This window comes from Roseobacter cerasinus, from assembly GCF_009811755.1.
Taxonomy (GTDB): domain Bacteria; phylum Pseudomonadota; class Alphaproteobacteria; order Rhodobacterales; family Rhodobacteraceae; genus Roseobacter; species Roseobacter cerasinus.
In genome coordinates this window covers 22,240-48,029 of the sequence record NZ_BLIV01000006.1, presented here as the reverse complement: position 1 = coordinate 48,029, position 25,790 = coordinate 22,240, and the positions used below count along the sequence as shown (strand labels likewise).

The following is a 25,790-nucleotide window of genomic DNA, read 5'->3' as shown; positions in this document are numbered from 1 at the left end:
GCACATGCTGACATACACCATCCGCCGGCTGGTTCTGTCGATCCCCACTCTGCTTTTCATCAGCATCGTTATTTTTCTTTTACTGCAACTTGCCCCGGGCGACCCGATGGCGCAGGTTCCGCTGACCGTTCCGCCCGAGGTCAAGCAAAAGATGCGCGAAGCGCTTGGTCTCGGCCAACCAATCCACGTGCAATACTGGAAGTGGCTGGTTCAGTTCTTCTGGATTGAACCGCAGGTGCTGGTCGATTGGGCGACACGCGACAGCTGGCTTTTCGGTTGGTTGCCCGACACTACTTTGTCCGAAGGCAAGCTGCGTGTGATCTCTTGGCAGAGCCGTTCACCCGTTATGGACATTGTCGTCCAGCGGATGCCGCAAACACTCTGGGTTGTCGGCATGTCCTACATCGTTGGCATTCTCATTGCCCTACCCATCGGGATCTACTCCGCCTACAAGCAGTATTCCCTCTTCGATCAGGCGGGCACATTCGTGTCGATGATCGGTTTCTCCATTCCGCCCTTCTTCTCCGGCGTGCTGGTGATTGTCATCTTCTCCGTCAACCTCGGCTGGTTTCCGTCAATCTATGACACCACCCATGTGGTCACGGACTGGGCCAGCTTTAAAATCCAACTCAATCAGATGATCCTGCCGGTGATGGTGCTCGCCCTGCAAACCACCGCGCAGATCAGCCGCTTCATGCGCTCCTCCATGCTTGACAACCTCAACCAGGACTATGTCCGCACCGCCCGCGCAAAGGGATTGAAGGAGAGCGTCGTGGTCCTTGTGCACGTGCTACGCAACTCGATGATCCCGATCATCACCGTCATCGCCCTTGGGGTGCCGTCCGTCTTCGGTGGCGCCATCATCACTGAAACGCTCTTCAAGGTGAACGGCATCGGACAACTGCTTCTCACCGCGCTCTTTGCCAATGATCTGCCCATGGTCATGACGCTAACTTTCATCTTCGCCGTGCTGATTGTGCTCTTCAACCTCATCGCCGACGTCCTCTACGGCGTGCTCGACCCGAGGATCCGCTATGACTGATCAAACCGCGCAGGCCCCCGAGGTCGAACTCTATGGCGCGCTCAAAGACAAGGAGCCGCCGAAAGAGCCGCGCAGCCAATGGCGTGACGTCTGGGACCAGTTCCGCAAGCACAAAGGCGCGCTGATCGGTGGTGGGTTCCTGCTCTTTATAACGCTCGCGATCCTCATAGGCCCGCTGATCTGGACGGTCGACGCCAAACAGCTGGATATCCGCAATAAGGACATGCGGCCGATCTACACGGCTCTGTGGGACAGCACCGCACGGGTCAGCTGGGTCAAACCTCTGGGCTCCGACAATCTCGGGCGAGACATTTTGGCGACGCTGCTTGCTGGCGGGCGCGCCTCCATGGCGGTTGGGTGGACGGCAATGCTTCTCGCCCTCTCAATCGGAACCGCGATCGGTGTCTGCGCAGGCTACTTCCGGCGGCTCGACGGACCGCTGATGCGCTTCACCGACCTCTTCCTGTCCTTGCCGATCCTGCCATTGCTGCTGGTCGCGGTGACGCTCTTTCGCCAACCTCTTCGTGCCAACTTCGGGCCGGAAACGGGCATGTTCATCCTTATCGTCGGTGTGATCGGCATCACCTCCTGGATGCAGACAGCCCGCATCGTGCGGGGCGAGATCCTCGCCCTAAAAGAACGCGAGTTCATCCTTGCCGCGCGCTCCATCGGCACAACCCCGGCCAAGATTATCCGACGACACCTTCTGCCCAACGTAATCTCACCCATCATGGTCTCGGCCACCCTTGGCCTCGCAACGGCGATTATAACAGAAAGCGCGTTGAGCTTCCTCGGCGTAGGCTTCCCGTCTGATTTCCCAACCTGGGGCAAGCTGCTCTCAGATGCCGTACCGCGCATGGAGGACTTCCCCGAACGAGTCATGCTGCCGGGCATTCTGATCTCCCTGACGGTCCTCTCGGTAAACTATTTGGGTGACGGGCTGAGAGATGCGTTGGACCCCCGGATCAGAGGGCGCTAACGCCCTCTGATCCGAGTGGCACACGTGGGTTTGCATAGCAAACCTGCGGTGCCACCCCTTCGCAATCTCAAAAAACCCAACATGGGACGGCGGGCGGGGCGTCTTTCGCGCAAGCAGAAAGAGCGCCGCCCTGCTGTCCGAAAACAAAACTTACGTACGGTCGGGACTCCGCAAAAATCCTGCGGATTTGCGCTCTGTCCCGTTGGTCGACTTGCCGAAGGAAAGATCGACCTACTTACTCCACGCTCTTGCGCAACCGCCGCACCATCCACCACACCAACAATACCACCGGCACCGTCACAAGCGCCGTCAACATGCCCTTGCTCATGCCAGTCGTCTGCGTCAACGGATAGAGCAGATACCCCACCAGTGACACCGCGTAATAACTGATCGCCACCACCGACAACCCTTCGACCGTACGCTGCAACCGCAGCTGCAGATCCGAGCGCTTGTCCATGCTTTCCAACAAGGTCTGGTTCTGAGCAGACCGTTCCACATCCACACGCGTGCGCAACAGGTTCGACGCGCGGATTGACCGACTCGACATCGCCTCCAGCCGCGCTTCTGCCGCATGTACCGTGCGCATCGCAGGCGCATAGCGGCGCATCATGAACTCCCCAAAATGCTGCCGTCCCAAAAACCGCTCCTCCCGCAAAGCGGCGATCCGCTGATCCACCAGCGCCTCATACGCCCCCGTCGCCCCAAACCGGAAAGATGACCGCGCCGACAGCGTCTCCAACTCCGCAGAGATCGCCAGCAGATCATGCAGCGTCTCCTCCGCCGAGGCGCTCTCCTCACTCATGGCCCCCATCAGACCGGTCAGCTTGGTGTCCAGCTCATTCAACTGCGGCTGCAGCGACCGCACCCGCGCAAAGCCCAACATCGACATGGTCTTATACGTTTCGATCTCACAGAGCCGCTGCACGATCCGCCCGATCCGCCGCGCACCCGTCGCCGCATCCGCAAAAACGGCAAACCGCAAATGCCCATTGAGATCGATCCGAAAATCCCCGGCCACTACCGCCGCATCATCCAGAACCGACGACACCGCGAGACTTTCGGATACAAACCAGTCCTTCAACCGTTCGGTGATCTCATCGGTCTCAGCAGGCTTCGGCACCACATTGAGCAAGATCGATGTCATCCGCTGCCCCGGCGCCTCCGCCAGCCAATCGGCCGGAAACACCTCGAACTCCGCCGGATCAAACGCCCGCGCGACCCCGTTTTCGGAAAACGCCGTGTAGGTCACAAATTCCGTGTGCTGCTCCCACTTCAGCCAATACTTCCCGATCTGCCCATAGTAATGCGTGGCCCCCGGCTGCGGGTGCGGCGCGCCATGCCGATCAAGCAGTGCAACCAAATGCTCCATGTCTTTCGACCGATCCCGGCTGACCGCATCATTTGGCTGCTTGATGGCCACATAGGCCGCCGAGCAGGGCGCCGTCATCGAGGGAAACGGGCGCGCATGCAGCTCGTTGGCCAGCTTGTAACGCAAAGGGTGATCGCTGATGGGGGGCATGATACGGGCTCCGGCTTTAGGAGAGGAATAATGCGCCCGCCCGTGATGTCAAATAATTTTTCAATACTTATCAACATGTTAAGTGGATACAACGGCATACTGATCACGACTGGAGCAACACAGCACCCCTCAGCCACCGGCAGGTAGGGTGGGCCTTGGGCCACCCCTGACACAGCAACGCCGCCCCTCGGGGCGGCGTTTCATCTCACCTGCAAAGGCCTAAACCCTAATCAATCATCGGCAGGAGTTTGTCCAGCGAGGCCTTCGCATCACCATAGAACATCCGCGTATTCTCCTTGAAGAACAGCGGGTTCTCGATGCCGGAATAGCCTGTGCCCTGCCCCCGCTTGGAGACAAACACCTGCTTGGCCTTCCAGCACTCCAGCACCGGCATGCCGGCAATGGGCGAGTTCGGATCATCCTGGGCCGCCGGGTTCACGATGTCATTGGAGCCAATGACAATCGCCACATCCGTGTCCGGGAAGTCCTCGTTGATCTCGTCCATCTCCATCACGATGTCATAGGGCACCTTCGCCTCCGCCAGCAGCACGTTCATGTGGCCGGGCAAACGCCCCGCCACCGGGTGGATGGCAAAGCGGACGTTCTTGCCCTTGGCCCGCAGCTTCTTGACCAGCTCGCTGACTGCCTGCTGCGCCTGCGCCACCGCCATGCCGTAGCCGGGGATGATGATCACGCTGTCGGCTTCATTGAGCGCCGTGGCCACACCATCGGCCTCAATCGCGACTTGCTCACCTTCCACGGCCATCTGCTCACCTGCCGGGCCGCCAAAGCCACCCAGAATGACGCTCACAAACGACCGGTTCATCGCCTTGCACATGATGTAGCTGAGGATCGCACCGGAGGAGCCCACCAGCGCCCCCACAACGATCAGCAGATCATTCCCGAGCGAGAAGCCAATCGCCGCCGCAGCCCAGCCAGAATAGCTGTTTAGCATGGACACGACCACAGGCATATCCGCCCCGCCGATCCCCATGATCAGGTGGTAACCGATGAAGAGCGCCAGCAGCGTCAGCAGCACCAGTGTCCAGCTGCCAGAGCCGCCCAGATACATGATCGCAAAGAGCAACGACAGCGCCGCGGCACCCGCGTTCAGCAGGTGGCCGCCGGGCAGCTTATTGGCCGACGTATCCACCTTGCCCGCCAGCTTGCCATAGGCAATGACCGAGCCGGTGAAGGTCACAGCACCGATCCAGATGCCGAGCACGAGCTCGACCTTCAGAATGTTGATCTCGACATTGGTTTTCTTGGCGATCAGCTGTCCAAAGGACGACAGCCCGTCATAGATTTCCTTGGGCAAACCAACCGCACTATACCCATCCGGGCCAACCGCCCCCAGCACGCCGCCGTTCTCAGCGTAGAGCGCACTGACGCTGTTGATCATGATGTCCGCGTTAAAGCCCACAAAGACCGCCGCGAGACCCACGAGCGAGTGCATGATCGCCACGAGCTCGGGCATCTGCGTCATCTGCACCTTGGTGGCGAGCTGATAACCCACCGCAGCGCCCAGGGCGATCAGCACCAGCGAAACGATCCCTAGCCCCCAGCCGGGGCCAATCAGCGTCGCCGCCACCGCAATCGCCATCCCGACGATGCCATACCAGACCGCGCGTTTCGCACTTTCCTGCCCGGAGAGGCCTCCAAGGCTCAGGATGAAGAGCACTGCCGCGACCGCATAGGCCGCAATCGTAAATCCGAATTCCATTGCTCCCACCCCCTTAAGATTTCTGGAACATGGCGAGCATGCGCCGGGTGACAAGGAAGCCACCAAAGATATTTATCGAGGCCATGAAGACCGAGAGCGCCGCCAAAAGCGTGATCAGCAGCGAACTTGACCCGATCTGAATGAGCGCGCCCAGAATGATGATCGACGAGATCGCATTCGTGACCGCCATCAGCGGCGTGTGCAGCGAATGCGCCACACCCCAGATCACCTGGAAGCCGATGAAGACCGAGAGTACAAAGACAATGAAGTGCTGCATGAAGCTCGCAGGCGCCACCAGCCCCACGGCCAGCACCAGCGCCCCGCCGATGGCGAGCAGACCCACCTGCGTTTGCGTCTGCTTCTTGAAGGCCGCCACTTCCTCGGCCCGCTTCTCTTCGGGCGTCAGCTCCTTCGGCGCTTCCTTTTTGGGCGCTGCCGCAATGGCTGCCACCTTCGGCGGTGGCGGCGGGAAGGTGACCTCCTTGGCATGCGCAATTGTCGCCCCCCGGATCACGTCATCTTCCATGTCATGCACGATCACGCCGTCTTTCTCTGGCGTCAGATCGGTCATCAGGTGACGGATGTTGGTCGCATAGAGGTTCGAGGCCTGCGTGCCCATCCGGCTGGGGAAATCCGTATAGCCGATGATCGTGACACCGTTGTCGGTCACAATCTTCTCGTCCATGACCGTGAGCTTGCAGTTGCCGCCCTTCTCTGCCGCCAGATCGACCACAACCGAGCCAGGTTTCATGGATTTCACCATGTCCTCGGTCCACAACTCCGGGGCTTCGCGGTTCGGGATCAGTGCCGTGGTGATCACAATGTCCACCTCAGGCGCCAGTTCGCGGAACTTGGCCAGCTGTGCCTCACGGAACTCCGGCGACGAGACCGAGGCATAGCCGCCTGACGACGACCCGTCCTGCTGCTCTTCCTCGAAGTCCAGATAGACGAACTCAGCACCCATGGATTCGACCTGTTCGGCCACTTCGGGCCGCACGTCAAAGGCATAGGTGATCGCGCCGAGGCTCGTGGACGTGCCAATTGCCGCTAGACCAGCCACACCCGCGCCCACAACCAGCACCTTTGCGGGCGGAACTTTACCGGCGGCAGTGATTTGCCCGGTGAAGAACCGCCCGAAGTTGTTGCCCGCCTCAATCACGGCGCGGTAGCCCGCGATATTCGCCATGGACGACAGCGCGTCCATCTTCTGGGCGCGGGAAATCCGCGGGATCATCTCCATCGCGATGACCGTGGCGCCTTTCTTGGCCGCCGCCTTCATCTTGGCCTCATCAGCGACCGGGCTGAAGAAGGATATCAGGGTCTGTTCCGCGCGCAGCCGCTTCATCTCCGCCTCGTCGGGGACGCGCACCTTCGCAATCACATCCGCCGCCTTCCAGAGGGCCGCTGCCGTCTTGGCGATCTCGACACCTGCCGCTTCGTAGTCTGCATCCGCGAAACCGGCACGCATACCGGCACCCGTTTCGATGATGCACTCATGCCCCAGCTTTTGCAGCTGCGTGGCACTCTCAGGTGTCATCGCGACGCGTGCCTCGCCCTCAAAAATCTCTTTTGGTGTTCCGATCTTCAACTGAAACTCCCCCGTTTGATGCGTTTTGGTCCGAAATGGCGCACAGACCCGCCTTGTCCACTACCCCGCAGGGTCCAAAGGTACAATCCCCCCGCCTCAGACGGCGCGCAACAAACGCAAAGAAGTCACAGCCACCGGCGCACCTTTTGCTCATATCTTGCGTAATCTGCCCGAAATTCCCGCCGCATGCGGTTCTCCTCCGGCACGATGAACCGCCGCTCCAGCACCCAGACGAGGATCGGAACCAGCGCCAGCGCCAGCACCGCATCCCACCACAGGCAGAGCCCCGCGAGGATCAGCACATCGGCGAGGTAGATGGGGTTGCGGCTGCGCTTGAATATGCCCGATTGGATCAGATTACTGGGTGTTTCATGGGGAATGATGGTGGTTTGATGCTTGCGAAACTCCATCACCGCGAGCCCCGCAAGGATGATGCCGCCCCCGATCAGCAGCCCCGCGGCGAAGAACGTGACCGGATGTGCGAGGCTCAGATCGACGGACAGGTGCTGCGCCTGCGTCCAGGCCAAGACGGCGAACGCGGCCAACCAGACGGGCGGCAGATCAATCCGTTTCACGATTATCACCATTCCGTTTAGGCTGCCACAGCCCAATCCGGTTGCCCTCCCGATCACCAGCCCGGAAGATAACGTCTCCGATCACACTTACCCGCTGCATCTTTTGCCCTTTTTGCCTGTGCAACGCTACGCCCCGCAACACGCGCCGACAACCCGACCGCCTTGTGCTGCGGCAAACCACCGCTAGGGTCGGAAGAAACAACAGAAAGGGCCTGCCATGGGACTCCACGGGAAACACGCAGTCATCACCGGCGGTGGAAGCGGCATCGGGCTTGCCATTGCCCGTATGCTCGCGGATCACGGGTGCGTTGTGACGATCACCGGGCGGCGGCAGGCGGTACTGAACAGCGTCGTAAGTGACCGAATCACCGGGCTGGCGATGGATGTACGGGATGAAACACAGGTGGTCGAAACGATGGCCACGGCGGTGGCTGCACGCGGCCCGATCCAGATCTGTGTTGCCAACGCGGGCATCGCCGAAGGGCGCGCCCTGCACAAGACGGACATGGCGTTCTGGCGCGACATGATGGCCACCAATCTCGACGGCACCTTCCTGACGATTCGCGAAGCACTGCACTCCATGCGGCAGACGGATTGGGGACGTGTCATCGCTGTGTCCTCCATCGCCGGGCTGCGGGGGTTGCAAGGGGCCGCCTGCTATACCGCATCCAAGCACGGGATGGTCGGACTGATCCGCGCGCTGAGCGAAGATTACTTGGGCAAACCGATCACATTCAACGCGCTCTGCCCCGCCTATGTGGACACAGACATCGTGACACGCAACACCACCTCAATCTCCGAACGCGCCGGTGTCAGTGCGGAAAAAGCGCGTGCAATGATGGTCTCCGCCAACCGCCACGACCGGCTGATCGCGCCCGAAGAGGTGGCGGCCGCAGCACTCTGGCTGGTCTCCGAAGGATCGGAGAGCGTGAACGGGCAAGCCATCGAGATCGCGGGTGGGCAGATGTAGCACCAAGCGGTGGCCTGAAAGCCCACCTTACCTGCCTGTTCTGCGGTCTGGATTGGCAGGTGGGGTGGGCTTTCAGGCCACCCTTTGGCGGGGGCTCTTTGATTCAGCCTTTCTTAACCATGGCGGGACTAGCGTGATGTCATGGGACATCAGATCCGCTCAAAAACGCCTGGCGGCACCTTTTTCTTCACCGCCCGCCTTGCCGATGCGCGCAGCACGCTCTTAACCGATGAGATTGAACTGTTGCGCCACGCCATGCGCGACACCGTCAATCGCTATCCTTTCACTATTGATGATATTGTGGTCCTGCCCGCAGCCATCCACACGATCTGGACGCTACCGGAGACGGATGCCGACTTCAGCACCAGGTGGAGTTTCCTGAAAGCGCGCTTCTCTCGTGGGCTTCCGGCGCCAGACACGCGCAGGGCAACCGAGATGCTGCGCAAGGAAAAAGGCATCTGGCAGCGGCGCTTCTGGGAGCATCGGATTCGCTCGGCGCACGATCTGCTGCTGCATCGCAAGCTTATTCACACGGCACCGGTAGAGGCAGGGCTTGTGACGCGCGCCAGTGACTGGAGTTGGACCTCACTGCACCGCGACCTGGCGATGGCACACAGCCGCGCGCCTGCGCCTAAGTTCAGCACGATGAGATTGAAGACCGTCGCGCCGGAAAGCGTCTAAGCCACCTGTGCGGGTGTGAGCCGCCGACCATCAGCCCAGGCCTGCGCCGCCCGTCCAAAGGCCGCGAAGAGCGGACGAGACACCGGGTCTTGCGCCGCCTGATACTCCGGGTGCCACTGCACTGCCAAGGTGAAACCTGGCGCATCTTTGATGAAGATCGCTTCGGGCGTGCCATCTGGCGCAACGCCGTCGACCACAACCCGCGCGCCCGCCTGCTTGATACCCTGCCCGTGCAGCGTATTGGTCACCACCTCCTGCGCGCCCATCAAACGATGGAAAACGCCCCCATCGGTGAAAGACACTGTATGGCGATTCTCGAACTTTTCTTCAAGCGTGCCATCGGGGGGCATCCGGTGGTTCATGCGCCCCGGCAAATCGCGAATCTCCGGATGCAGCGACCCGCCCATCGCCACATTCACCTCTTGAAAACCGCGACAAATGCCCAGGAATGGCTGCCCCCGCTCGACGCAGGCGCGCACCAGAGGCAGGGCAATCGCATCCCGCGCACGATCAAAGTCGCCGTGTGCTTCGGTTGCATCCTCGCCATATTCCTCCGGGTGCACATTCGGCCGCCCCCCGGTCAGCAGAAAGCCGTCGCAGGCGTCCATCAGATCATTGACCGTCACAAAGTCAGGATCAGACGGAACAATCATGGGGATGCAGCCCGAAACCGCTGATATCGCGTCGGAATTCATCGTTCCGCCTGCATGCACCGGATACTCATCATTGATGAGATAGTGGTTACAGATGATGCCAATGACAGGCCGCGCCATAAAGACCCCCTTCGCTACAACTCATAAAGATATAGCTTCGCATGGGGCGGGTTAACAGTCCATGAGCGCGCATCCACATGTGCACAATTGCAAAATGCCTCAGCTTTCAGCAACGAGCCCTGCAGCCTCGACCCCAACGACACCGGCGATGGCATCATTATCTGATGTATCACCCGTGACACCAATGGCCCCAACGACTGCCCCCTTGCGATCGCGCATCAGGATGCCGCCCGGCACGGGGATGACATTGCCGCCATAAGCGCCATTCACGCAGGTCATGAAGTAGCCCTGGCTCTCGGCCCGTGCCATCTGTGCCGACCCTGGAATGCCCAGCATCACGGTGCCATAGGCTTTGCCAAAGGCAATCTCGAACCGCCCGGGTGCTGCGCCATCCTCACGTTCAAAGGCCTGTACGTTGCCGCCGGCATCCAAAACGACGATGGAGAGCGGTTTCAACTCCATCTCGCGGCCCTTCTCAAAGGTCTTGCGAATGATGGTGCGGGCTTTTCTGAGACTGATGGTCATGTGTACTCCTGATCTGATCCGGCAGACCCTATCCGCCGGACCCATGAGGTCAACACCCTCGCGGCATCTCGGCTGCCTTCGCTCAGAAAAACGCCTGCAAACCCGTCTGCGCACGCCCCAGGATCAAAGCATGCACATCGTGCGTGCCCTCGTAGGTGTTCACCGTCTCAAGGTTCATCATGTGGCGCATCACCTGGAATTCGCCTGAAATGCCGTTGCCCCCGTGCATGTCGCGAGCCATCCGCGCGATGTCTAGCGCTTTGCCACAGTTGTTGCGCTTGATGATCGAGATCATCTCGGGGGCCGCTTCGGCCTTATCTATCAGGCGCCCGACCTGCAACGAGGCCTGCAGCCCCAGCGCAATCTCGGTCTGCATATCCGCCAGTTTCTTCTGATACAGCTGCGTTGCCGCCAGCGGTTTACCAAACTGTTTGCGGTCAAGCCCGTATTGCCGCGCGGCGTGCCAGCAGAACTCAGCGGCCCCCATGGTGCCCCAGCCGATGCCATAGCGCGCGCGGTTGAGACAGCCAAACGGTCCTTTCAAACCCTGCACGTTGGGCAGCAGCGCGTCTTCACTGACCTCCACACCATCCATGACAATTTCGCCGGTGATCGACGCGCGCAAGCTTAGCTTGTTGCCCACTTTCGGCGCCGACAGCCCCGCCATACCTTTCTCAAGAATGAACCCCCGGATCTTGCCATCATGCGCATCCGACTTCGCCCAGATCACAAAGACATCCGCAATCGGCGCATTGGAGATCCACATTTTCGCGCCAGTCAGCTTATAGCCGGTTGCCGTCTTCTCCGCCCGGGTCTTCATGCCCGCCGGGTCAGACCCTGCATCCGGTTCGGTCAGGCCAAAACAGCCGATCCACTCCCCCGCGCAGAGTTTTGGCAGGTATTTCTGTCGTTGAACCTCTGAGCCGTAGGCATAGATCGGATAGATCACGAGGCTGGACTGCACCGACATCATCGAGCGGTAACCGCTGTCGACCCGTTCAATCTCGCGCGCCACAACGCCATATGACACATAAGATCCACCCAAGCCGCCATAGGCTTCCGGACAGGTCACGCCAAGCAGGCCCATCTCTCCCATCTCGTGGAAGATCTCCGGCTCCGCCGTCTCTTTTTCAAAGGCCTCAACGATGCGCGGCTGCAGCTTTTCCTGGGCGTAGGCCTTGGCGCTGTCGCGGATCATGCGCTCATCTTCGGCAAGCTGGTCGTTCAGCCGAAAAGGGTCAGACCAGTCAAAGGCACCCAGGTCAGGGGCGTCCTTGGCTTTCAGGATTGGCGTCTCGACGTTCATGGTCTCTCCTCCTGTGGCATATGTGGTTGCATCGGGATTATTGCAAAGATCATGGCAAAAGACTAACGATGCTTTGTTCTGCCACTTATGAGAAAAAATCATATGTCGCTGCCGCGCCGCTCGCTGCCCTCCATCTCCGCCCTGCTTGCCTTCGAGGCGGTGGCGCGGCTCGGCAGCGCGACACAGGCGGCAGCGGAACTGTCACTGACCCAAAGTGCCGTCAGCCGTCAGTTGAAAGCCTTGGAAGATCAGATTGGTGTCGCCCTGCTCGCCCGGGAGGGGCGTGGTCTGATGCTCACAGCAAAAGGGCAGACCTACGTGCGGGAGGTGCGTGACACCTTGCACAGGCTGTCGCAAGCGACGGTTTCGGCGCAGACGGATGCCGGGGTCGGGCCGCTCAATCTCGCCATCCTGCCCGCATTCGGGATGCACTGGCTGGCGCCTCGTTTGCAGGGGTTTGCGCAGCGCCATCCAGAGGTCACCGTGAACCTCTCCACCCAGCTGGCCCCTTTCGATTTCCGCACCAGTGCCTTCGACGCCGCAATCCATTTCGGCCGCGAAGACTGGCCTCATGTGCGCTACCTGCCGCTCTTGCCTGAAATCGTGGTCCCAGTCTGCGCGCCCTCGGTGATCGCAACGCCCTTGCGCGACCCAAGCCATGTCTTGAACTACGATCTGCTGCATCTGGACACGCGCCCGCGCGGTTGGGCCCGCTGGCTGCGCGCCTTGGGACAGGATGTCGAGCCACCGCCCGGCATGGTCTTCGACCAGTTTGCAACAATGGCACAAGCAGCGATCCATGGGTTGGGCATTGCGCTACTGCCCACGTTCTTTGCAGAGCCCTATCTCGCTAGCGGAGCGCTTGTGCTGGCCTCTGAACAAACATCACAGAGTATTGGCAGCTACTATCTGGTTTGGCCGTCAGACAGACCGGAACCGCCGTCCCTGGTGTCCTTTCGCGAGTGGCTGTCCGGCCAAGCATCCTCGACCTAAGCGCTTTGAAAGCCGCTGCGTGGCGACGCATTCCTACGCCCCATCTAAGGTGCTGAAGACCAGCATAACAGCAGCTATTGTTTGGACGGAGATGACGACCTGAACAACTCCGGTCGAGATCCAGACCTCCGATGCGCACAAGCCAGTGCCCGTCCGGCGGACATTGACTTTACACATCTCAATCAAAAGGGGCGCACGGTTTAGGCTTTCCCGCACGCCCCTTTGAAGTTTTCAACTACTTTGCGGTGATGCGCCCATCTGTGTACGGGGTGTAGGGCGCATTGGCGGCCAGGAACTCCGCCGTGACATCCGCAAGGTCAGGGCCGAAGTCGTAGGCATTCTGCGCTTCTTCGAACATGGCATACCCATCCCCGCCATTGCGGACGTAGTTGTTCGACACGACGGAGTAGACCTTTTCCGGATCAATCGGCGCGCCACTCACCATCACATCGCTGACCCGGCTGCCCGCCGGTTGGCTGACGTCAAAGGCATAGCTCATACCCGCCACCTGGGGGAAGCGCCCGGCGCCATCCTCGATCTGGCTCACACCGTTTTCCAATGCATCGACAATGCTGGCGCCCGTGACTTGAAAGGTCGACAGCGTGTTCTGGAACGGCAGCACGGTCAGAACTTCGCCCATTGTCACCTCACCCGCGTCGATGCTGGCCCGAATTCCGCCACCATTCTGGATTGCAATTTCCACGCCCTGGTCCTTCACCCGGTCGAGCATCGCATCGGCGATGAGGTTGCCCATCGTGCATTCCTGCGCGCGGCAGACGTCGCGCGAACCAACGATCTCCGAGGCGGTCTCGGCTACAATCCGCTGTTTCAACTCCTCGATGGGCGCGCCCATCTCTGCAATACGAGCGGCAATTGCCTCATCAGGCACCACAGACGCATCCAGCACCATAGGATCGCCCGACGCCGCGGTCACAGCGCCAGCGTCGTCGAAGGTCACGGTCAGATGCCCGAGGTACTTGGTATAGGCATAGGCCTGTGCGACGGGGGTGCCCTCGACCATCTCGGGATAGGCCGGGGTACCGTCGTCGTCATTGCTCATCAGCGTGTGGCTGTGCCCGCCAATGACCACATCAATCCCCGGCACGTTCGCTGCAATGTCGAGGTCCTTGTTCAGGCCCACGTGGTTGAGCGCAATGATGATGTCGACGCCTTCCGCCTCAAGAGTGGCAACGTCAGCCTTCAAGGCTTCGATCTCATCCTGAAAGACCACGCCCTCACCGGGGCTGGAGGTCTCGACTGTATCGGTGGCCAGCGCCGAGACAATGCCGATTTTCTGACCGCCGACATCCAGCACGACGTGGTTCTCGACCTTGCCGTCGAGCAGCGCCTCACCCGAGAGGTCGAGATTGCCCGAGACCACCGGGAAGCTCACCTTTTCGATGAAATCCGCGAGCCCCTGCGGCCCGTCGTCGAATTCGTGGTTGCCCACGGCCATGGCGTCATAGCCGATCGCCTGCATGAACTCGGCCTCCGCCGCGCCCTTGTAGGTCGAATAGAACAGCGAGCCCTGGAACGGGTCACCAGCGTCGAGCAGCAGCACATTCTGGCCTTCCAGCTCGGCGCGTTTCTGATCGACAGCGGTCTTTACCCGGGCCACACCTCCAAAACATGTGCCTTCGGCTTCACCCTCAGCGTTGCAGGTCGAATCGTATTTGTTGATCGACTCGATGCGGCTGTGCATGTCGTTGGTGTGCAGGATGTGCAGCGTATAATCCGCAGAGGCCATGCCGGCGCTCAAAGCAAGCACGGCTGTGGCAGTGAGGAATCGGTTCATGATGTCTCCCCTTATGAGTTTATGACAGCATCGTGACGCTGCTCAGACGGAGTGTCAAAGGCTGCTTGCGCTGACGGAGACCAGACCATGCGTCAACGCGCACCGGCGCTCAAATGTGCGACAGCGCAGCAGGCAGGTGGGGTGGGCTTTCAGGCCACCCCCGCTTGACGCCACACACCACAGCGGGCATCACCCCCTCATGTTGATCTTCAAGATTTTCCGGGCCGAAGAATGGGCCACACTGCGGGCCGATGGCAAAACCGCTGGCGCGCCCATCGACGTGGCAGACGGCTATGTGCATTTCTCCACCGCAGATCAGGCGGCAGAGACGGCCGCCAAGCATTTCGCTGGCGAAGACGACCTCATGCTCCTCGCCGTTGACACAGACCGGCTCGGCGATGATCTGAAGTGGGAGGTCTCGCGCGGAGACCAGCTGTTCCCTCATCTCTACCGGGTGCTGCGCCAGGAGGATGTGGTCTGGGCGCAACCCCTGCCGCTGCAAGACGGCATGCACCAGTTTCCCGCCGGGCTGGACGAGGCCAGCGCATGAGCCGACCGCTCGAGCGGCTCGGGCTTTCCATTCTGCGCCGCATGGATCCGGAAGCGGCCCATGGTCTTGCCCTGAGGGCCCTGCGCAGCGGTCTGGCCCCCGCGCCCGGACCCGTCACCTCCGACCGTCTGAAGACGAGCCTGGCCGGGCTCACCATGCCCAACCCGATTGGACTCGCCGCCGGGTTTGACAAAAATGCGGACGCCATCGCCCCACTGGCCCGCGCAGGCTTTGGCTTTGTGGAAGTCGGAGCCGCCACGCCACTGCCGCAGCCGGGCAACCCCAGGCCCCGCCTCTTTCGGCTCAGCGAAGATGCGGCGGCCGTCAACCGATTTGGCTTCAACAACGACGGGATGGAGGTGATCGGCACCCGGCTTGCGGCGGCAACCGCATCCATCCCACTTGGCCTGAACCTCGGCGCCAACAAGACCAGCCCCGACCGCGCTGCGGACTTTGCAAAGGTCATGGTGCACCTTTGCAAAGAGGTCGATTTCGCAACCGTCAACGTGTCTTCTCCCAACACTGAAAAGCTGCGCGACCTGCAAGGCCCAGCAGCGCTCGCGGCCCTGCTCGATGGGGTGATGCAGGTGCGGGACAAAACCCCTGTCTTCTTGAAGATCGCGCCGGATCTGACAGAGGCCGAGATTGCTGATATCGCCACGGTCGCGCGCGACGCGCAGGTCGATGCGATCATCGCCACCAATACAACGCTTGCCCGAGACAATCTGAAAAGCCGCCATGCAGCGGAAGCCGGTGGCTTGTCAGGTCAACCCCTGTTCGAACGGTCAACACGGGTATTGGCGCAGCTCTCTGCGCAGACAGACATCCCTCTGATCGGCGTGGGCGGCGTCGGCTCAGCCGAGCAAGCCTATGCCAAGATCCGCGCGGGCGCCTCGGCGGTGCAGCTCTACACCGCGCTTGTCTTTGGCGGGCTGTCGCTGGTCACAGACATCGTCAAGGGCCTCGACGCGCTGCTTGCACGCGACGGGTTTTCCAGCGTAGCGGAGGCCGTTGGCACAGCCCGCGCCGACTGGCTCTAGGCCTTCCCTGCCGCCGCCTCCAGTGCTGGATAGCGCAGGCCCAGGGTTACGCCCCGCGCAATGAAAGAGATCAGCAGCGCGAGCCAGAGCCCGTGATTGCCAAGGGTGGGCAAAAGCACCGCAAGCGCCAGCCAATAGATCAGAAAACTCAGCGCCATCATATTGCGCATGTCCTTGCTGCGTGTGGCACCAATGAAGATACCGTCAAACATCCAGGCGGCACATCCGAGCAAGGGCGCCACCACCATATAAGGCAGAAACTGCCGCGCAGTCTGCTGCACATCGGCGTTTTTGGCCATCAGATCAATGCCCCATCCCCCCACGAATCCGAAGGCGGTGGCCATGAACACGCAGATGAGCAGCCCCCACACCGAGGTGACCAGAGCGGCGCGGCGCACATAGGCACGGTCGCCCCGCCCAAAGGCCCGCGCGATCAGCGTCTCGGCCGCAAAGGCGAAGCCATCCATCGCATAGGCGGTAATATACATGAACTGGATCAGCACCTGGTTGGCAGCCAGCGTCACATCACCCAGGCGCGCCCCGATGAACCCGAGCGAGGAAAAGATGATCATCAACATGGCCGAGCGCAGCAAAATGTCGGTGTTGAGAAGCGCCATGCGGACAAGTTTGGAGCGTTCGAAAATCCGCGGCCACTCTCGCCACGCCAGGTTGGCAAACGCCGCCCGGCAGAACCAGAGCCCCAGCGCCGCCCCCGTCAGTTCCGCGATGACCGTCGCGACCGCAACACCGGGTACACCCCAATCCAGAACCAACACAAACAGCAGATCAAGCAGGATGTTGGTGCCATTCATCACCAGTTGCACCCAGAAGACACCGCCCGTCCGCTCCATCGCGACCAGCCAACCGGTCAGCGCATATACGGCGATGGCCGCAGGCGCCGTCCAGATGCGGATGGTGAGATACGACCGCGCAAGTCCCGTGACCTCGTCGCTGGCGTCTGCGAGCGTCAGTGCACCCCAGAAGATCAGCGGTTGCAGCACGATGAGCGTGAGCCCGCCCGCCAGCGCCACCAGCAGCGCACGCGTCAACCACGCCGACACCTCTGCGTCATCTCCCGCCCCCGCCGCCTGGCCAACAAGGCCCACCGTCCCCATGCGCAGAAACCCGAAGATCCAGTAGACCGTGCTCAGGATAACGGCGCCAAGGCCCACCGCCCCAATGGGGGCCGCCGCGCCCAGTTGCCCCACGACGCCCACATCCACGGCGCCAAGGATTGGCACCGTCGCATTGGACAGCACGATGGGCAGGGCGATTTTCAGGACGCGGCGGTGGCTGACAGCTGCCTGCGCGTCAGATGTGGTGTCAGTCACGGCGTTGCGGCATCAGGAAATGTCCGGTGGCCTGCGCAAAAAGGCGGGTGCGATTGTCTTGCCAGGCCTCCACATGCACCGACGCATAGCGCCGGCCTGAGCGGTTGATCCGGGCCCGCGCATATGCATCCCGCGGCAGGCCGGAGCGCAGATAATCCGTTGAAATATCGATTGTTTTCGGCAAGCGCGGCAGCCCGCCCGCCTCCAGCGTGGCGGTGTCGATGGCGCCCGACTCGACATCTTCCCAGAGGTATGTCCAGCTCAGCGTGATGATCGCGGTGACCTCTAGGAAAGCCGCTGTGACCCCACCGTGGATCGCAGGGAGCATCGGGTTGCCGATCAGCTTTTGATCGAATGGCAGAACACCCGTCAGCTCGTCGCCTTTGCGCTCGAATTGCATACCGAGATACTGGATATAGGGCACCCCTTCGACCAGTGCGCGCAAGGTGGCATCGCGGCGCTGCTTTATCACCTGCACCGGCTCCGGCTTGCGCCGTGGCGCCTTCATCGGGTGCCCTCCACCGTAAAGGCGCCGGTGGCGGCGGCCACCGGGTTCTCGGCATCTTCATCCGTGGCTGTGGCGCGCACGAAGGCCACGGTGCGGGTTACGTGGTAGCAGGTCGCGCGCGCCGTGATGGCCTGCCCCGGGGTTGCGGCCCGCATGTAGTCAATGCGCAAATCGATGGTTGCCGTGCCGCCCGGATTGCCCGGATGGCTCATGACTGCGGCACCACAGCAGGTGTCCATCAGCGCCGAGACAGCCCCGCCGTGAATCACGCCCGTCTCGGGATCGCCCACCAGTTTTTCATCGTAGGGCATCTCGATCATCGCTTCGCCCTCACCCATGTCCGTCAGGCGCATGCCCAGCGCCTTGCTGTGCGGAATGGCTTCGATAAACTGCCGGGCGATATCGGTTTTTGTGGCCATGGGAGCGTCTCCATCGGGCACGGCCCGAACTGCACTGCCCCTTTATCAACGCATCCTGTCGCCAAGGGCAAGACCTGCGGTTGCACTCGCGATACCTGCGGCCTAGCTTGGAGGTCAGGGAGAGACATCGCATGGCAGACCAGCGCCTGACGTTCAAAGAGATGTGCGCCGAGTTCGACGTAACACCGCGCACGCTCCGGTACTATGAGTACATCGAATTGCTGCAGCCCGACCGGGAGGGGCGCGCGCGGTTTTACGGGCCGCGGGAACGGGCGCGGATGAAGCTGATCCTGCGCGGACGCAAGTTCGGCTTTCAGCTGGAGGACATCCGGCAATGGCTGCTGATCTATGAAAACGAAGGCACCTCGGCGCAAATGGAGGCCTGGGTCAATCTCGCGGATGGGCAGTTGAAAGAACTGGCCGACCAGCGGCAACAGCTCGACGAGGCCATGCAAGAGCTGCAGGATCTACGTGATTCTGTCGCCGGCGAGATCAGCAAGAGCTGAAATCCTCTCCCAAGCGGCCCAGATGGGCGGATTTTCGCATGCCACGCGCGGCCTGGTCGGGCAGCTTGGTGATGTGACGCCACGTGCCTCTGGGCTTCCGCAATGACACCTGCCAAAGTGACGTGACGTTCGGGTTACGTAAACGTTATCTCGCGTTGTAGTTGACCCCCCAGTTCATATTTGTGCCGCATTCCGATGTGAGAAGAGTAGCGACGATGACCGACGAAATTATGACCATCCGCGAGATGTGTGACGCATTCGACGTCACGCCGCGCACCTTGCGCTTTTACGAGTCAAAGGAGCTGCTGTTCCCCATTCGCGAAGGACAAAGACGTCTCTTTACCCGCCGCGACCGCGCGCGGCTCAAGCTGATCCTGCGGGGCAAGAAATTCGGCTTCAGCCTCGAAGAAATCCGCCAGTTGCTGGACCTCTATGACATGGGTGACCAGCAACAGACCCAGTTGCAGCGGACCTATGAGGTTGCACGCGACCGTCTTGCCGATCTGGTCAGCCAACGCGACGCGCTGAACGAGGCCATTGCCGAACTGACAGAACAACTCAAATGGGGTGAAGAGATGCTGACCTCCTTGCGCACGCCGCGCAGCGCCGCCGAGTAACACACGCCATCACGCCTTCAGGGAGAGAGACCAGGATGCCCCGCTACACCGCCCCGACCAAAGATCTGCAATTCGTGCTGCATGATGTGCTGAAGGTCACTGAGCAGAACACTCCCGGCTATGACGAGCTGGAGGCGGATTTCACCTCCGCGATTCTGGAAGAAGCGGGCAAGCTGAGCTCAGACGTGCTGGCGCCCCTGAATGTTGTGGGCGACACTGAGGGCTGTACGCTGGAGAACGGTGTTGTGCGCACGCCGACGGGCTTCAAGGCGGCTTTTGACCAGGTCAAGGAGGGCGGCTGGCCCGGCCTTGATATGCCGGAGCAATATGGCGGGCAGAACATGCCCTGCGTCATCGGCACGGCGGTGGGTGAGATGTTCTCGGGCGCGAATATGGCATTCACCATGTATCAGGGCCTGACACATGGTGCGGCGTCCGCCATACTGGCCCATGGCACCGAGGCGCAGAAGGACATGTATCTGCCCAAGATGGTCGCCTGCGACTGGACCGGCACGATGAACCTGACTGAGCCGCATTGCGGCACCGATCTGGGCCTGATGCGCACCAAGGCCGAACCGCAGGGTGATGGCAGCTATCGCATCACCGGGCAGAAGATTTTCATCTCCGCCGGTGAGCACGACATGTCCGACAACATCATCCACCTTGTGCTGGCCAAGATCACCGGCGCGCCGGAGGGCATCAAGGGCGTGTCGCTCTTCATTGTTCCAAAAATATGCGTGAACGACGATGGCAGCCTTGGTGCGCGCAATGGTGTGGCCGTTGGCAAGATCGAAGAGAAAATGGGCATCCACGGCAACTCCACCTGCGTGATGAACTACGACGGTGCGACCGGTTATCTGCTGGGCGAAGAACACAAGGGCATGCGCGCGATGTTCACCATGATGAACGAGGCGCGTCTGGGTGTGGGCATGCAGGGGCTGAGCCAGGCGGAAGTCGCCTATCAGAACGCATTAGACTACGCTAAGGATCGGCTGCAGGGCCGCGACGTGACCGGCGTGAAGAACCCCAAAGGCCCAGCCGATCCGCTGATCGTGCACCCGGACATCCGCCGTGCCCTGATGGACCAGAAGAGCTTTGCCGAGGGCGCGCGTGCCTTCATCCTTTGGGGTGCGACGATGATCGATGCCGCGCACCGGTCTAGCGACAAGGACGCGGATGGTCTGGTGTCGCTGCTGACGCCGGTGATCAAGGGCTTCCTGACCGACCAGGGTTACGACATGACCATCAAGGCGCAGCAGGTCTATGGCGGGCATGGCTATATCGAGGAGTGGGGCATGTCGCAGTTCGCCCGCGACGCGCGGATCGCGATGATCTACGAAGGTGCCAACGGCGTGCAGGCGCTCGACCTCGTCGGTCGTAAACTGGCACAGGACGGCGGCAAGCATGTGATGGCGTTCTTCGAGCTGGTCAAAGGCTTCATCAAGGAGAATGCCGGGCAGGACGCAGAGTTCGACGCGCAGTTCCTGGAGCCGCTGAAGCGCGCGAGCAAGGATCTGCAGGCGGCGGGAATGTACTTCATGCAGAACGGCATGAAAAATCCCAACAATGCGCTCTCGGGGTCCTATGATTTCATGCATATGTTCGGGCATGTCTGCCTCGGCCTGATGTGGGCGAAGATGGGCAAGGCGGCGAAAGATGCGCTGGCAGGCGGCGCCTCAGACGTCGATTTCTACGAAACAAAGCTCCACACCGGGCGCTATTACATGGCGCGTCAATTGCCCGCAACAGCCCTGCACCTGAGCCGGATCGAGACCGGGGCGGACACTGTCATGGCGCTCGATGCCGCCAACTTCTAGCCCTGGGAGGGGTGGCCTGAAAGCCCACCCCACCTGTCATTTGAGAGGAATCCGCTGATGCCCCACCCGTTCCGCCTGACGCAATGTGCCACGGTTGTCTTGGCCGGGTGCGGGTGCGACGGGCGGATTTGGTTTGCCGCAGGCGCATGGCGCGGTACTTGACGTTTGCAGGGAACATGCGCGTTTGGGAGGACGCTACATGAAAGACGGCACAGAGATCACACCCGGGTGGATGACCGACGAACACCGCATGATCGCGGAGATGACGGCGCAGTTCATCACAACCGAGTGGGCGCCGCACGTCCAACGCTGGCGCAAACAGGGGCAAATGGATCGCGAGACCTGGGGTCAGGCCGGAGAGCTGGGCCTGCTCTGCCCATCCATCCCGGAGGCCTACGGCGGGCCGGGTGGCGATTTTGGCCATGAAGCGGCGATCCTGATCGAAGCGGCCCGTGCCAATCTGGCCAGTTGGGGGCATGGCATCCACTCCGGGATCGTGGCGCATTATGTGCTCGCCTATGGCACCGAAGACCAGAAGCAGCGCTGGCTGCCGAAGATGATCTCGGGCGAGCTCGTTGGTGCGCTGGCGATGACGGAGCCCTCGACCGGCTCGGACGTGCAGGCGATCAAGACCAGGGCCTTGCGCGACGGGAATGTCTATCGGCTGTCGGGGCAGAAGACCTTCATCACCAACGGGCAGCATGCCAATCTGATCATCGTGGCGGCCAAGACCGACCCGTCGCAAGGCTCCAAAGGTCTGTCGCTCGTCATGCTGGAGACCGACGGCGCACAGGGCTTCAGCCGCGGGCGCAATCTGGAGAAGGTGGGGTTGCATGCGAATGACACGTCAGAGCTCTTCTTCGATGATGTCGCGGTCCCGCCCGAAAACATCCTGGGGGGCGCCGAGGGTCAGGGCTTTTATCAGATGATGCAGCAGCTGCCGCAGGAGCGGCTGATCATCGCTTGCGGGGCAGTCGGTGCGATGGAAGGCGCTGTGGCGCGCACCATCGCCTATTGCAAGGAGCGCGAGGCCTTCGGCGGGCCGCTCACCCAGTTCCAGAACACACGGTTCAAGCTGGCGGAGTCCCAGACCCGAGCCACGGTCGCGCGCGCCTTTCTCGATCAGTGCATCGCAGAGCACCTGCGCGGTGCCCTGACCGTCGAAAGAGCGGCGATGGCGAAGTACTGGCTGACCGATACGCAATGCGCGGTGCTCGATGACTGTGTGCAACTGCACGGCGGCTATGGGTTCATGCAGGAATACGCAGTGGCCGAGATGTGGGCCGACGCCCGGGTACAGCGCATCTACGGCGGCACCAATGAGATCATGAAAGAGCTGATTGCGAGGGCGCTGTGACCAGTCAATCGGCAGGGTGGTGTGATCCGTTGAGCCGCCTCCGGCGGGAGTATTTGGCGAAGGGTGAAGACGCGAAGACGCTTCGCTCTTTAGGCGTTGGCCATCCCGACCGAAACGCCTTCACCCTTCACGGTCATCGGCTCTCCAGCCTGTACCGTACTGTCATGCTGACCCGATCAGGGTTAACAAGTCGTTCAGGACAGTTCGAAAGTCTGCTTCACCCTTCCAGAAATACTCAAATCCCGACCTCTCCCCCAACACGGAAAGACGATCCCTTATGACCATGCAACTCTATTGCTTCGGCGAAAGCGGCAACTCCTACAAGGCGGCACTCGCGCTTGAACTCTCGGGCCTCGATTGGGAGCCTGTAAAGGTCGACTTTTTTGGCGGCGAGACGCGGTCAGAAGACTACCGCGAGACCGTCAATGTGATGGGAGAGGCCCCGGTGCTGGTGGATGGCGATCTGCGGCTCACGCAATCGGGCGTCATCCAGGACTATGTGTCCGAGAAATCCGGCAAGCTGGGAGGCAGTGACGCCGCTGAGCGGCGCGAGGTTCTGCGCTGGTTGCTTTGGGACAACCACAAGCTCAGCTCGGCGGCGGGCATGACGCGGTTCCTGATGAATTTCCTGCCGGAAGACAAGCGGCCCGCAGAAGTGATCGCCTTCATGCAAGGGCGCCTCAAGGCAGCTTATGCGGTGCTCGACGCGCATCTGCAGAACCGCGACTGGGTGGTTGGCGATGGGGTCACAAATGCCGACATCAGTTGCTGCGGATACCTTTACTACCCCGAGCCCTTCGGGTTTGACCGGAGCGAGTGGCCTCACATCGACACGTGGCTCACCCGCCTGTCAGACACCCCGGGCTGGAAGGCCCCCTATGACCTCATGCCCGGCAGCCCCGCTGATCGCGCCTGACCCGGAAAACCGCGCCTCTTGTGCGACAAGGAGAGACAAATGACCGAAGCCTATATCTATGACGCGCTGCGCACCCCGCGCGGGAAGGGTCGCAAGGACGGCGCCTTGCATGAGGTGACCGCGCTGCGCCTGTCGGCTCAGACGCTGAACGCCGTGAAGGCGCGCAACAACCTGGAAGGCCATGCCGTCGAGGACGTGATCTGGGGCAACGTCACACAAGTGATGGAACAAGGCGGCTGCCTGGCACGCTCCGCCGTGCTGGCCTCAGACCTTGATGAGCGCATCCCGGGCCTTGCGATCAACCGCTTCTGTGCGTCCGGTATGGAGGCGGTGAACCTTGCGGCCAACCAAGTACGCGGCGGTGCGGGCGACGGCTATATCGCGGGTGGTGTCGAGATGATGGGGCGCGTGGCCATGGGCTCAGATGGGGCCGCGGTTGCCGTCGATCCGTCGATTGCCATGGAGCAATACTTTGTGCCGCAGGGGATCAGCGCCGACATCATCGCGACAGAATATGGCTTCACCCGCGATGATGCGGACCAACTGGCCGTTGAGTCTCAGCGCCGGGCAAAACAGGCCTGGGATGAGAAGCGCTTTGCCAAATCCGTCATCGAGATCACGGACCAGAACGGCCTGCCGATCCTTGATCATGACGAATATATGCGGCCTCAGACCGACATGCAGTCCTTGGGCGGTTTGAACCCTGCCTTTCAGGCCATGGGCGAGGTCATGCCGGGCTTCGACAAGGTCGCGCTGATGAAGTACCCGCACCTAGAGAAGATCAACCACATTCACCACGCAGGCAATTCGAGCGGCATCGTGGACGGTGCAGCCGCCCTGCTGATCGGCTCGAAGGCGTTCGGTGAAACGCACGGGCTGAAACCCCGCGCGCGCATCAAAGCCACTGCCAAGATCGGAACCGACCCCACGATCATGCTGACAGGCCCTGTGCCCGTGACCGAGAAGATTCTTGCCGACAACGGCATGGAGATAAAAGACATCGATCTCTTCGAAGTCAACGAGGCCTTTGCCTCGGTCGTCTTGCGCTTCATGCAGGCCTTCGATGTAGACCACGGCAAGGTCAACGTGAACGGCGGTTCTATCGCCATGGGTCACCCGCTTGGAGCCACCGGCGCGATGATCATCGGCACCCTGCTCGATGAGATGGAGCGTGCGGATAAGGAAACCGGTCTCGCCACGCTCTGCATCGCAAGCGGGATGGGGGCTGCCACCATCATCGAGCGCGTGTAAGCGCCATGGCCGGCGTCACCGCCCTTACCGTCTATCAGGAAACGCTGGACGTGCTCTCCCGCGCCCTGATGGACGGCGACTGGGAAGTGGCGCAGGCGCGGATCAAACTGCCGCATCTTCAACGCACCCAAAGCACTGAGATCGTCGTGGAGACGGCCGAGGACCTGATCATCGGCCTCACGGCCTTCCGCGATGCCCTCCTGGGGCGCGGGGCCACGCATCTGGTACGGTTGGCCACCGACGCGGAATTCATGAGCGAGAACTACATGACCGGGCATCACGTGACCCACACGCTGAACAATGCGGTGCCAGTGGTCGACAGCTACGCCAACCGCATGGTGCTTCTGCGCGAGGAGGGGCTTTGGAAGGTGCTGGAAGTGGAATGCATGCTCGACAACCCGCATTGGCCCATCCACATTCCGCATGTGCACCGTGATGGCGCGCGCCCCGAGGCGCTGGCCTCGCCTGAGAACGACGCGCGCCGCCAGTCCGTTGACCCGCGGATCATCTATCAGAGCTTCATCGACGAGCTCTCCGAGGCCACCACCGAGGAGGATTTTGACGCCTATTGCAGCTGTCTGCTCTTCCCCTACAGCTCGCACACGGAAGCGCTCGACACGATCATTTCAGCGCCAAACGAGGTGCGCCCGTTTTTCGACATGCTGCGCCGGGAGATGCAGGATCGCGGCGCCGACCGGCTGGAGCGGCGCGCGGAACGGGCGGAGTTCATCGCCAGCGATCTCATCTGCGGCTACCACGCCACCGACTTCTACAACGGAGAGGTCAGCGTCTTCGGCCCGATCAAATCCCGTATGATACTCAAACGCCAGGGCACCACCTGGTATCTGAAATCCGTCACGAATTCCCTGTCCAACACCAGGTTTCCCTACAATGTCCCCAAGCCGTCGACGGCTCTGGTGACCCTCAGAACGATCCAAGAAAGGACCCGCACATGAGCGAGTTTACAAGTCAAACCGATAGCGATGGCATCACAAGCTTTGCTAAGCAA

25 protein-coding genes are annotated in these 25,790 nt (G+C 61.2%); 14 read left to right on the top strand and 11 right to left on the bottom strand.

The window, feature by feature from the left end; all coding sequences use genetic code 11:
• Positions 1-4 precede the first annotated feature (4 nt).
• Complete coding sequence (locus tag So717_RS15280) at positions 5-1,042, top strand: ABC transporter permease (RefSeq protein ID WP_159978845.1); 1,038 nt, start codon at positions 5-7, stop codon at positions 1,040-1,042.
• Positions 1,035-2,021, top strand: coding sequence for an ABC transporter permease (locus tag So717_RS15275; protein WP_159978843.1), 987 nt, complete (start codon positions 1,035-1,037; stop codon positions 2,019-2,021). The genes So717_RS15280 and So717_RS15275 overlap by 8 nt, the downstream gene beginning before the upstream one ends.
• A 235-nt stretch (positions 2,022-2,256) precedes the next feature.
• Here So717_RS15275 and So717_RS15270 read toward each other — a convergent pair whose 3' ends face one another.
• The 4 genes from So717_RS15270 to So717_RS15255 form a co-directional block, all read right to left on the bottom strand.
• Positions 2,257-3,540, bottom strand: a complete 1,284-nt coding sequence (locus So717_RS15270; RefSeq protein WP_159978841.1) for a DUF3422 family protein — start codon at positions 3,538-3,540, stop codon at positions 2,257-2,259.
• A gap of 226 nt (positions 3,541-3,766) precedes the next feature.
• Positions 3,767-5,263 (bottom strand): NAD(P)(+) transhydrogenase (Re/Si-specific) subunit beta, encoded by a 1,497-nt coding sequence (locus tag So717_RS15265; protein ID WP_159978839.1) that lies wholly within the window; start codon positions 5,261-5,263, stop codon positions 3,767-3,769.
• Positions 5,264-5,276: 13 nt separating this feature from the next.
• Complete coding sequence (locus So717_RS15260; RefSeq protein ID WP_159978837.1) at positions 5,277-6,851, bottom strand: Re/Si-specific NAD(P)(+) transhydrogenase subunit alpha; 1,575 nt, start codon at positions 6,849-6,851, stop codon at positions 5,277-5,279.
• 125 nt (positions 6,852-6,976) lie between these two features.
• Positions 6,977-7,426: a methyltransferase family protein gene (locus So717_RS15255; RefSeq protein ID WP_159978835.1), complete on the bottom strand. Its 450-nt coding sequence runs from the start codon at positions 7,424-7,426 to the stop codon at positions 6,977-6,979.
• Positions 7,427-7,643: 217 nt separating this feature from the next.
• Here So717_RS15255 and So717_RS15250 point away from each other — a divergent pair, with 217 nt between their 5' ends.
• Both So717_RS15250 and So717_RS15245 read left to right on the top strand, forming a co-directional pair.
• A complete protein-coding gene (locus So717_RS15250; protein ID WP_159978833.1) occupies positions 7,644-8,396 on the top strand; it encodes an SDR family NAD(P)-dependent oxidoreductase in 753 nt (250 codons plus the stop codon).
• 141 nt (positions 8,397-8,537) lie between these two features.
• The gene (locus So717_RS15245; RefSeq protein ID WP_159978831.1) at positions 8,538-9,077 is read left to right on the top strand and encodes an REP-associated tyrosine transposase; all 540 of its coding nucleotides are present in this window, start codon (positions 8,538-8,540) and stop codon (positions 9,075-9,077) included.
• Here So717_RS15245 and So717_RS15240 read toward each other — a convergent pair.
• The 3 genes from So717_RS15240 to So717_RS15230 form a co-directional block, all read right to left on the bottom strand.
• On the bottom strand, positions 9,074-9,850 hold the full coding sequence (locus So717_RS15240) for a gamma-glutamyl-gamma-aminobutyrate hydrolase family protein (protein WP_159978829.1): 777 nt from the start codon (positions 9,848-9,850) through the stop codon (positions 9,074-9,076). The genes So717_RS15245 and So717_RS15240 overlap by 4 nt on opposite strands.
• Before the next feature lie 99 nt (positions 9,851-9,949).
• The gene (locus So717_RS15235) at positions 9,950-10,375 is read right to left on the bottom strand and encodes a GlcG/HbpS family heme-binding protein (protein WP_159978827.1); all 426 of its coding nucleotides are present in this window, start codon (positions 10,373-10,375) and stop codon (positions 9,950-9,952) included.
• Positions 10,376-10,457: 82 nt separating this feature from the next.
• The gene (locus So717_RS15230; protein WP_159978825.1) at positions 10,458-11,681 is read right to left on the bottom strand and encodes an acyl-CoA dehydrogenase; all 1,224 of its coding nucleotides are present in this window, start codon (positions 11,679-11,681) and stop codon (positions 10,458-10,460) included.
• A 102-nt stretch (positions 11,682-11,783) separates the two neighbouring features.
• Between So717_RS15230 and So717_RS15225 the strand changes: the two genes are divergently transcribed.
• Positions 11,784-12,674, top strand: coding sequence for a LysR substrate-binding domain-containing protein (locus So717_RS15225; RefSeq protein ID WP_159979412.1), 891 nt, complete (start codon positions 11,784-11,786; stop codon positions 12,672-12,674).
• A gap of 235 nt (positions 12,675-12,909) precedes the next feature.
• Here the strand turns inward: So717_RS15225 and So717_RS15220 are convergent, their stop codons facing one another.
• The gene (locus So717_RS15220) at positions 12,910-14,469 is read right to left on the bottom strand and encodes a bifunctional metallophosphatase/5'-nucleotidase (protein ID WP_498049705.1); all 1,560 of its coding nucleotides are present in this window, start codon (positions 14,467-14,469) and stop codon (positions 12,910-12,912) included.
• 199 nt (positions 14,470-14,668) lie between these two features.
• Between So717_RS15220 and So717_RS15215 the strand changes: the two genes are divergently transcribed.
• Together So717_RS15215 and So717_RS15210 are read left to right on the top strand one after the other, a co-directional pair.
• Entirely contained in the window at positions 14,669-15,019 is a 351-nt protein-coding gene (locus So717_RS15215) for a DUF952 domain-containing protein (RefSeq protein WP_159978823.1), read from the top strand.
• Complete coding sequence (locus tag So717_RS15210; RefSeq protein WP_159978821.1) at positions 15,016-16,059, top strand: quinone-dependent dihydroorotate dehydrogenase; 1,044 nt, start codon at positions 15,016-15,018, stop codon at positions 16,057-16,059. The genes So717_RS15215 and So717_RS15210 overlap by 4 nt, the downstream gene beginning before the upstream one ends.
• Here So717_RS15210 and So717_RS15205 read toward each other — a convergent pair.
• Genes So717_RS15205 through So717_RS15195 form a run of 3 tightly spaced genes read right to left on the bottom strand, consistent with a single transcriptional unit; the run spans position 16,056 to position 18,317 of the window.
• Complete coding sequence (locus tag So717_RS15205) at positions 16,056-17,390, bottom strand: MATE family efflux transporter (RefSeq protein WP_159978819.1); 1,335 nt, start codon at positions 17,388-17,390, stop codon at positions 16,056-16,058. The genes So717_RS15210 and So717_RS15205 overlap by 4 nt on opposite strands.
• Complete coding sequence (locus So717_RS15200) at positions 17,383-17,898, bottom strand: PaaI family thioesterase (protein ID WP_159978817.1); 516 nt, start codon at positions 17,896-17,898, stop codon at positions 17,383-17,385. The genes So717_RS15205 and So717_RS15200 overlap by 8 nt, the downstream gene beginning before the upstream one ends.
• Positions 17,895-18,317 (bottom strand): PaaI family thioesterase, encoded by a 423-nt coding sequence (locus So717_RS15195; protein WP_159978816.1) that lies wholly within the window; start codon positions 18,315-18,317, stop codon positions 17,895-17,897. The genes So717_RS15200 and So717_RS15195 overlap by 4 nt, the downstream gene beginning before the upstream one ends.
• 131 nt (positions 18,318-18,448) lie before the next feature.
• Here So717_RS15195 and So717_RS15190 point away from each other — a divergent pair, with 131 nt between their 5' ends.
• The 7 genes from So717_RS15190 (at position 18,449) to So717_RS15160 (ending at position 25,737) form a co-directional block, all read left to right on the top strand.
• A complete protein-coding gene (locus So717_RS15190) occupies positions 18,449-18,823 on the top strand; it encodes a MerR family transcriptional regulator (RefSeq protein ID WP_159978814.1) in 375 nt (124 codons plus the stop codon).
• Positions 18,824-19,038: 215 nt separating this feature from the next.
• Complete coding sequence (locus tag So717_RS15185; protein ID WP_159978812.1) at positions 19,039-19,440, top strand: MerR family transcriptional regulator; 402 nt, start codon at positions 19,039-19,041, stop codon at positions 19,438-19,440.
• Between the two features lie 35 nt (positions 19,441-19,475).
• A complete protein-coding gene (locus So717_RS15180) occupies positions 19,476-21,257 on the top strand; it encodes an acyl-CoA dehydrogenase C-terminal domain-containing protein (RefSeq protein WP_159978811.1) in 1,782 nt (593 codons plus the stop codon).
• A 199-nt stretch (positions 21,258-21,456) separates the two neighbouring features.
• Positions 21,457-22,614, top strand: coding sequence for an acyl-CoA dehydrogenase family protein (locus So717_RS15175; protein WP_159978809.1), 1,158 nt, complete (start codon positions 21,457-21,459; stop codon positions 22,612-22,614).
• 277 nt (positions 22,615-22,891) lie between these two features.
• On the top strand, positions 22,892-23,530 hold the full coding sequence (locus So717_RS15170; RefSeq protein ID WP_159978807.1) for a glutathione S-transferase family protein: 639 nt from the start codon (positions 22,892-22,894) through the stop codon (positions 23,528-23,530).
• 39 nt (positions 23,531-23,569) lie between these two features.
• Positions 23,570-24,781, top strand: a complete 1,212-nt coding sequence (locus So717_RS15165) for an acetyl-CoA C-acetyltransferase (protein WP_159978805.1) — start codon at positions 23,570-23,572, stop codon at positions 24,779-24,781.
• Between the two features lie 5 nt (positions 24,782-24,786).
• On the top strand, positions 24,787-25,737 hold the full coding sequence (locus So717_RS15160; RefSeq protein WP_159978803.1) for a hypothetical protein: 951 nt from the start codon (positions 24,787-24,789) through the stop codon (positions 25,735-25,737).
• Positions 25,738-25,790: the final 53 nt, after the last annotated feature.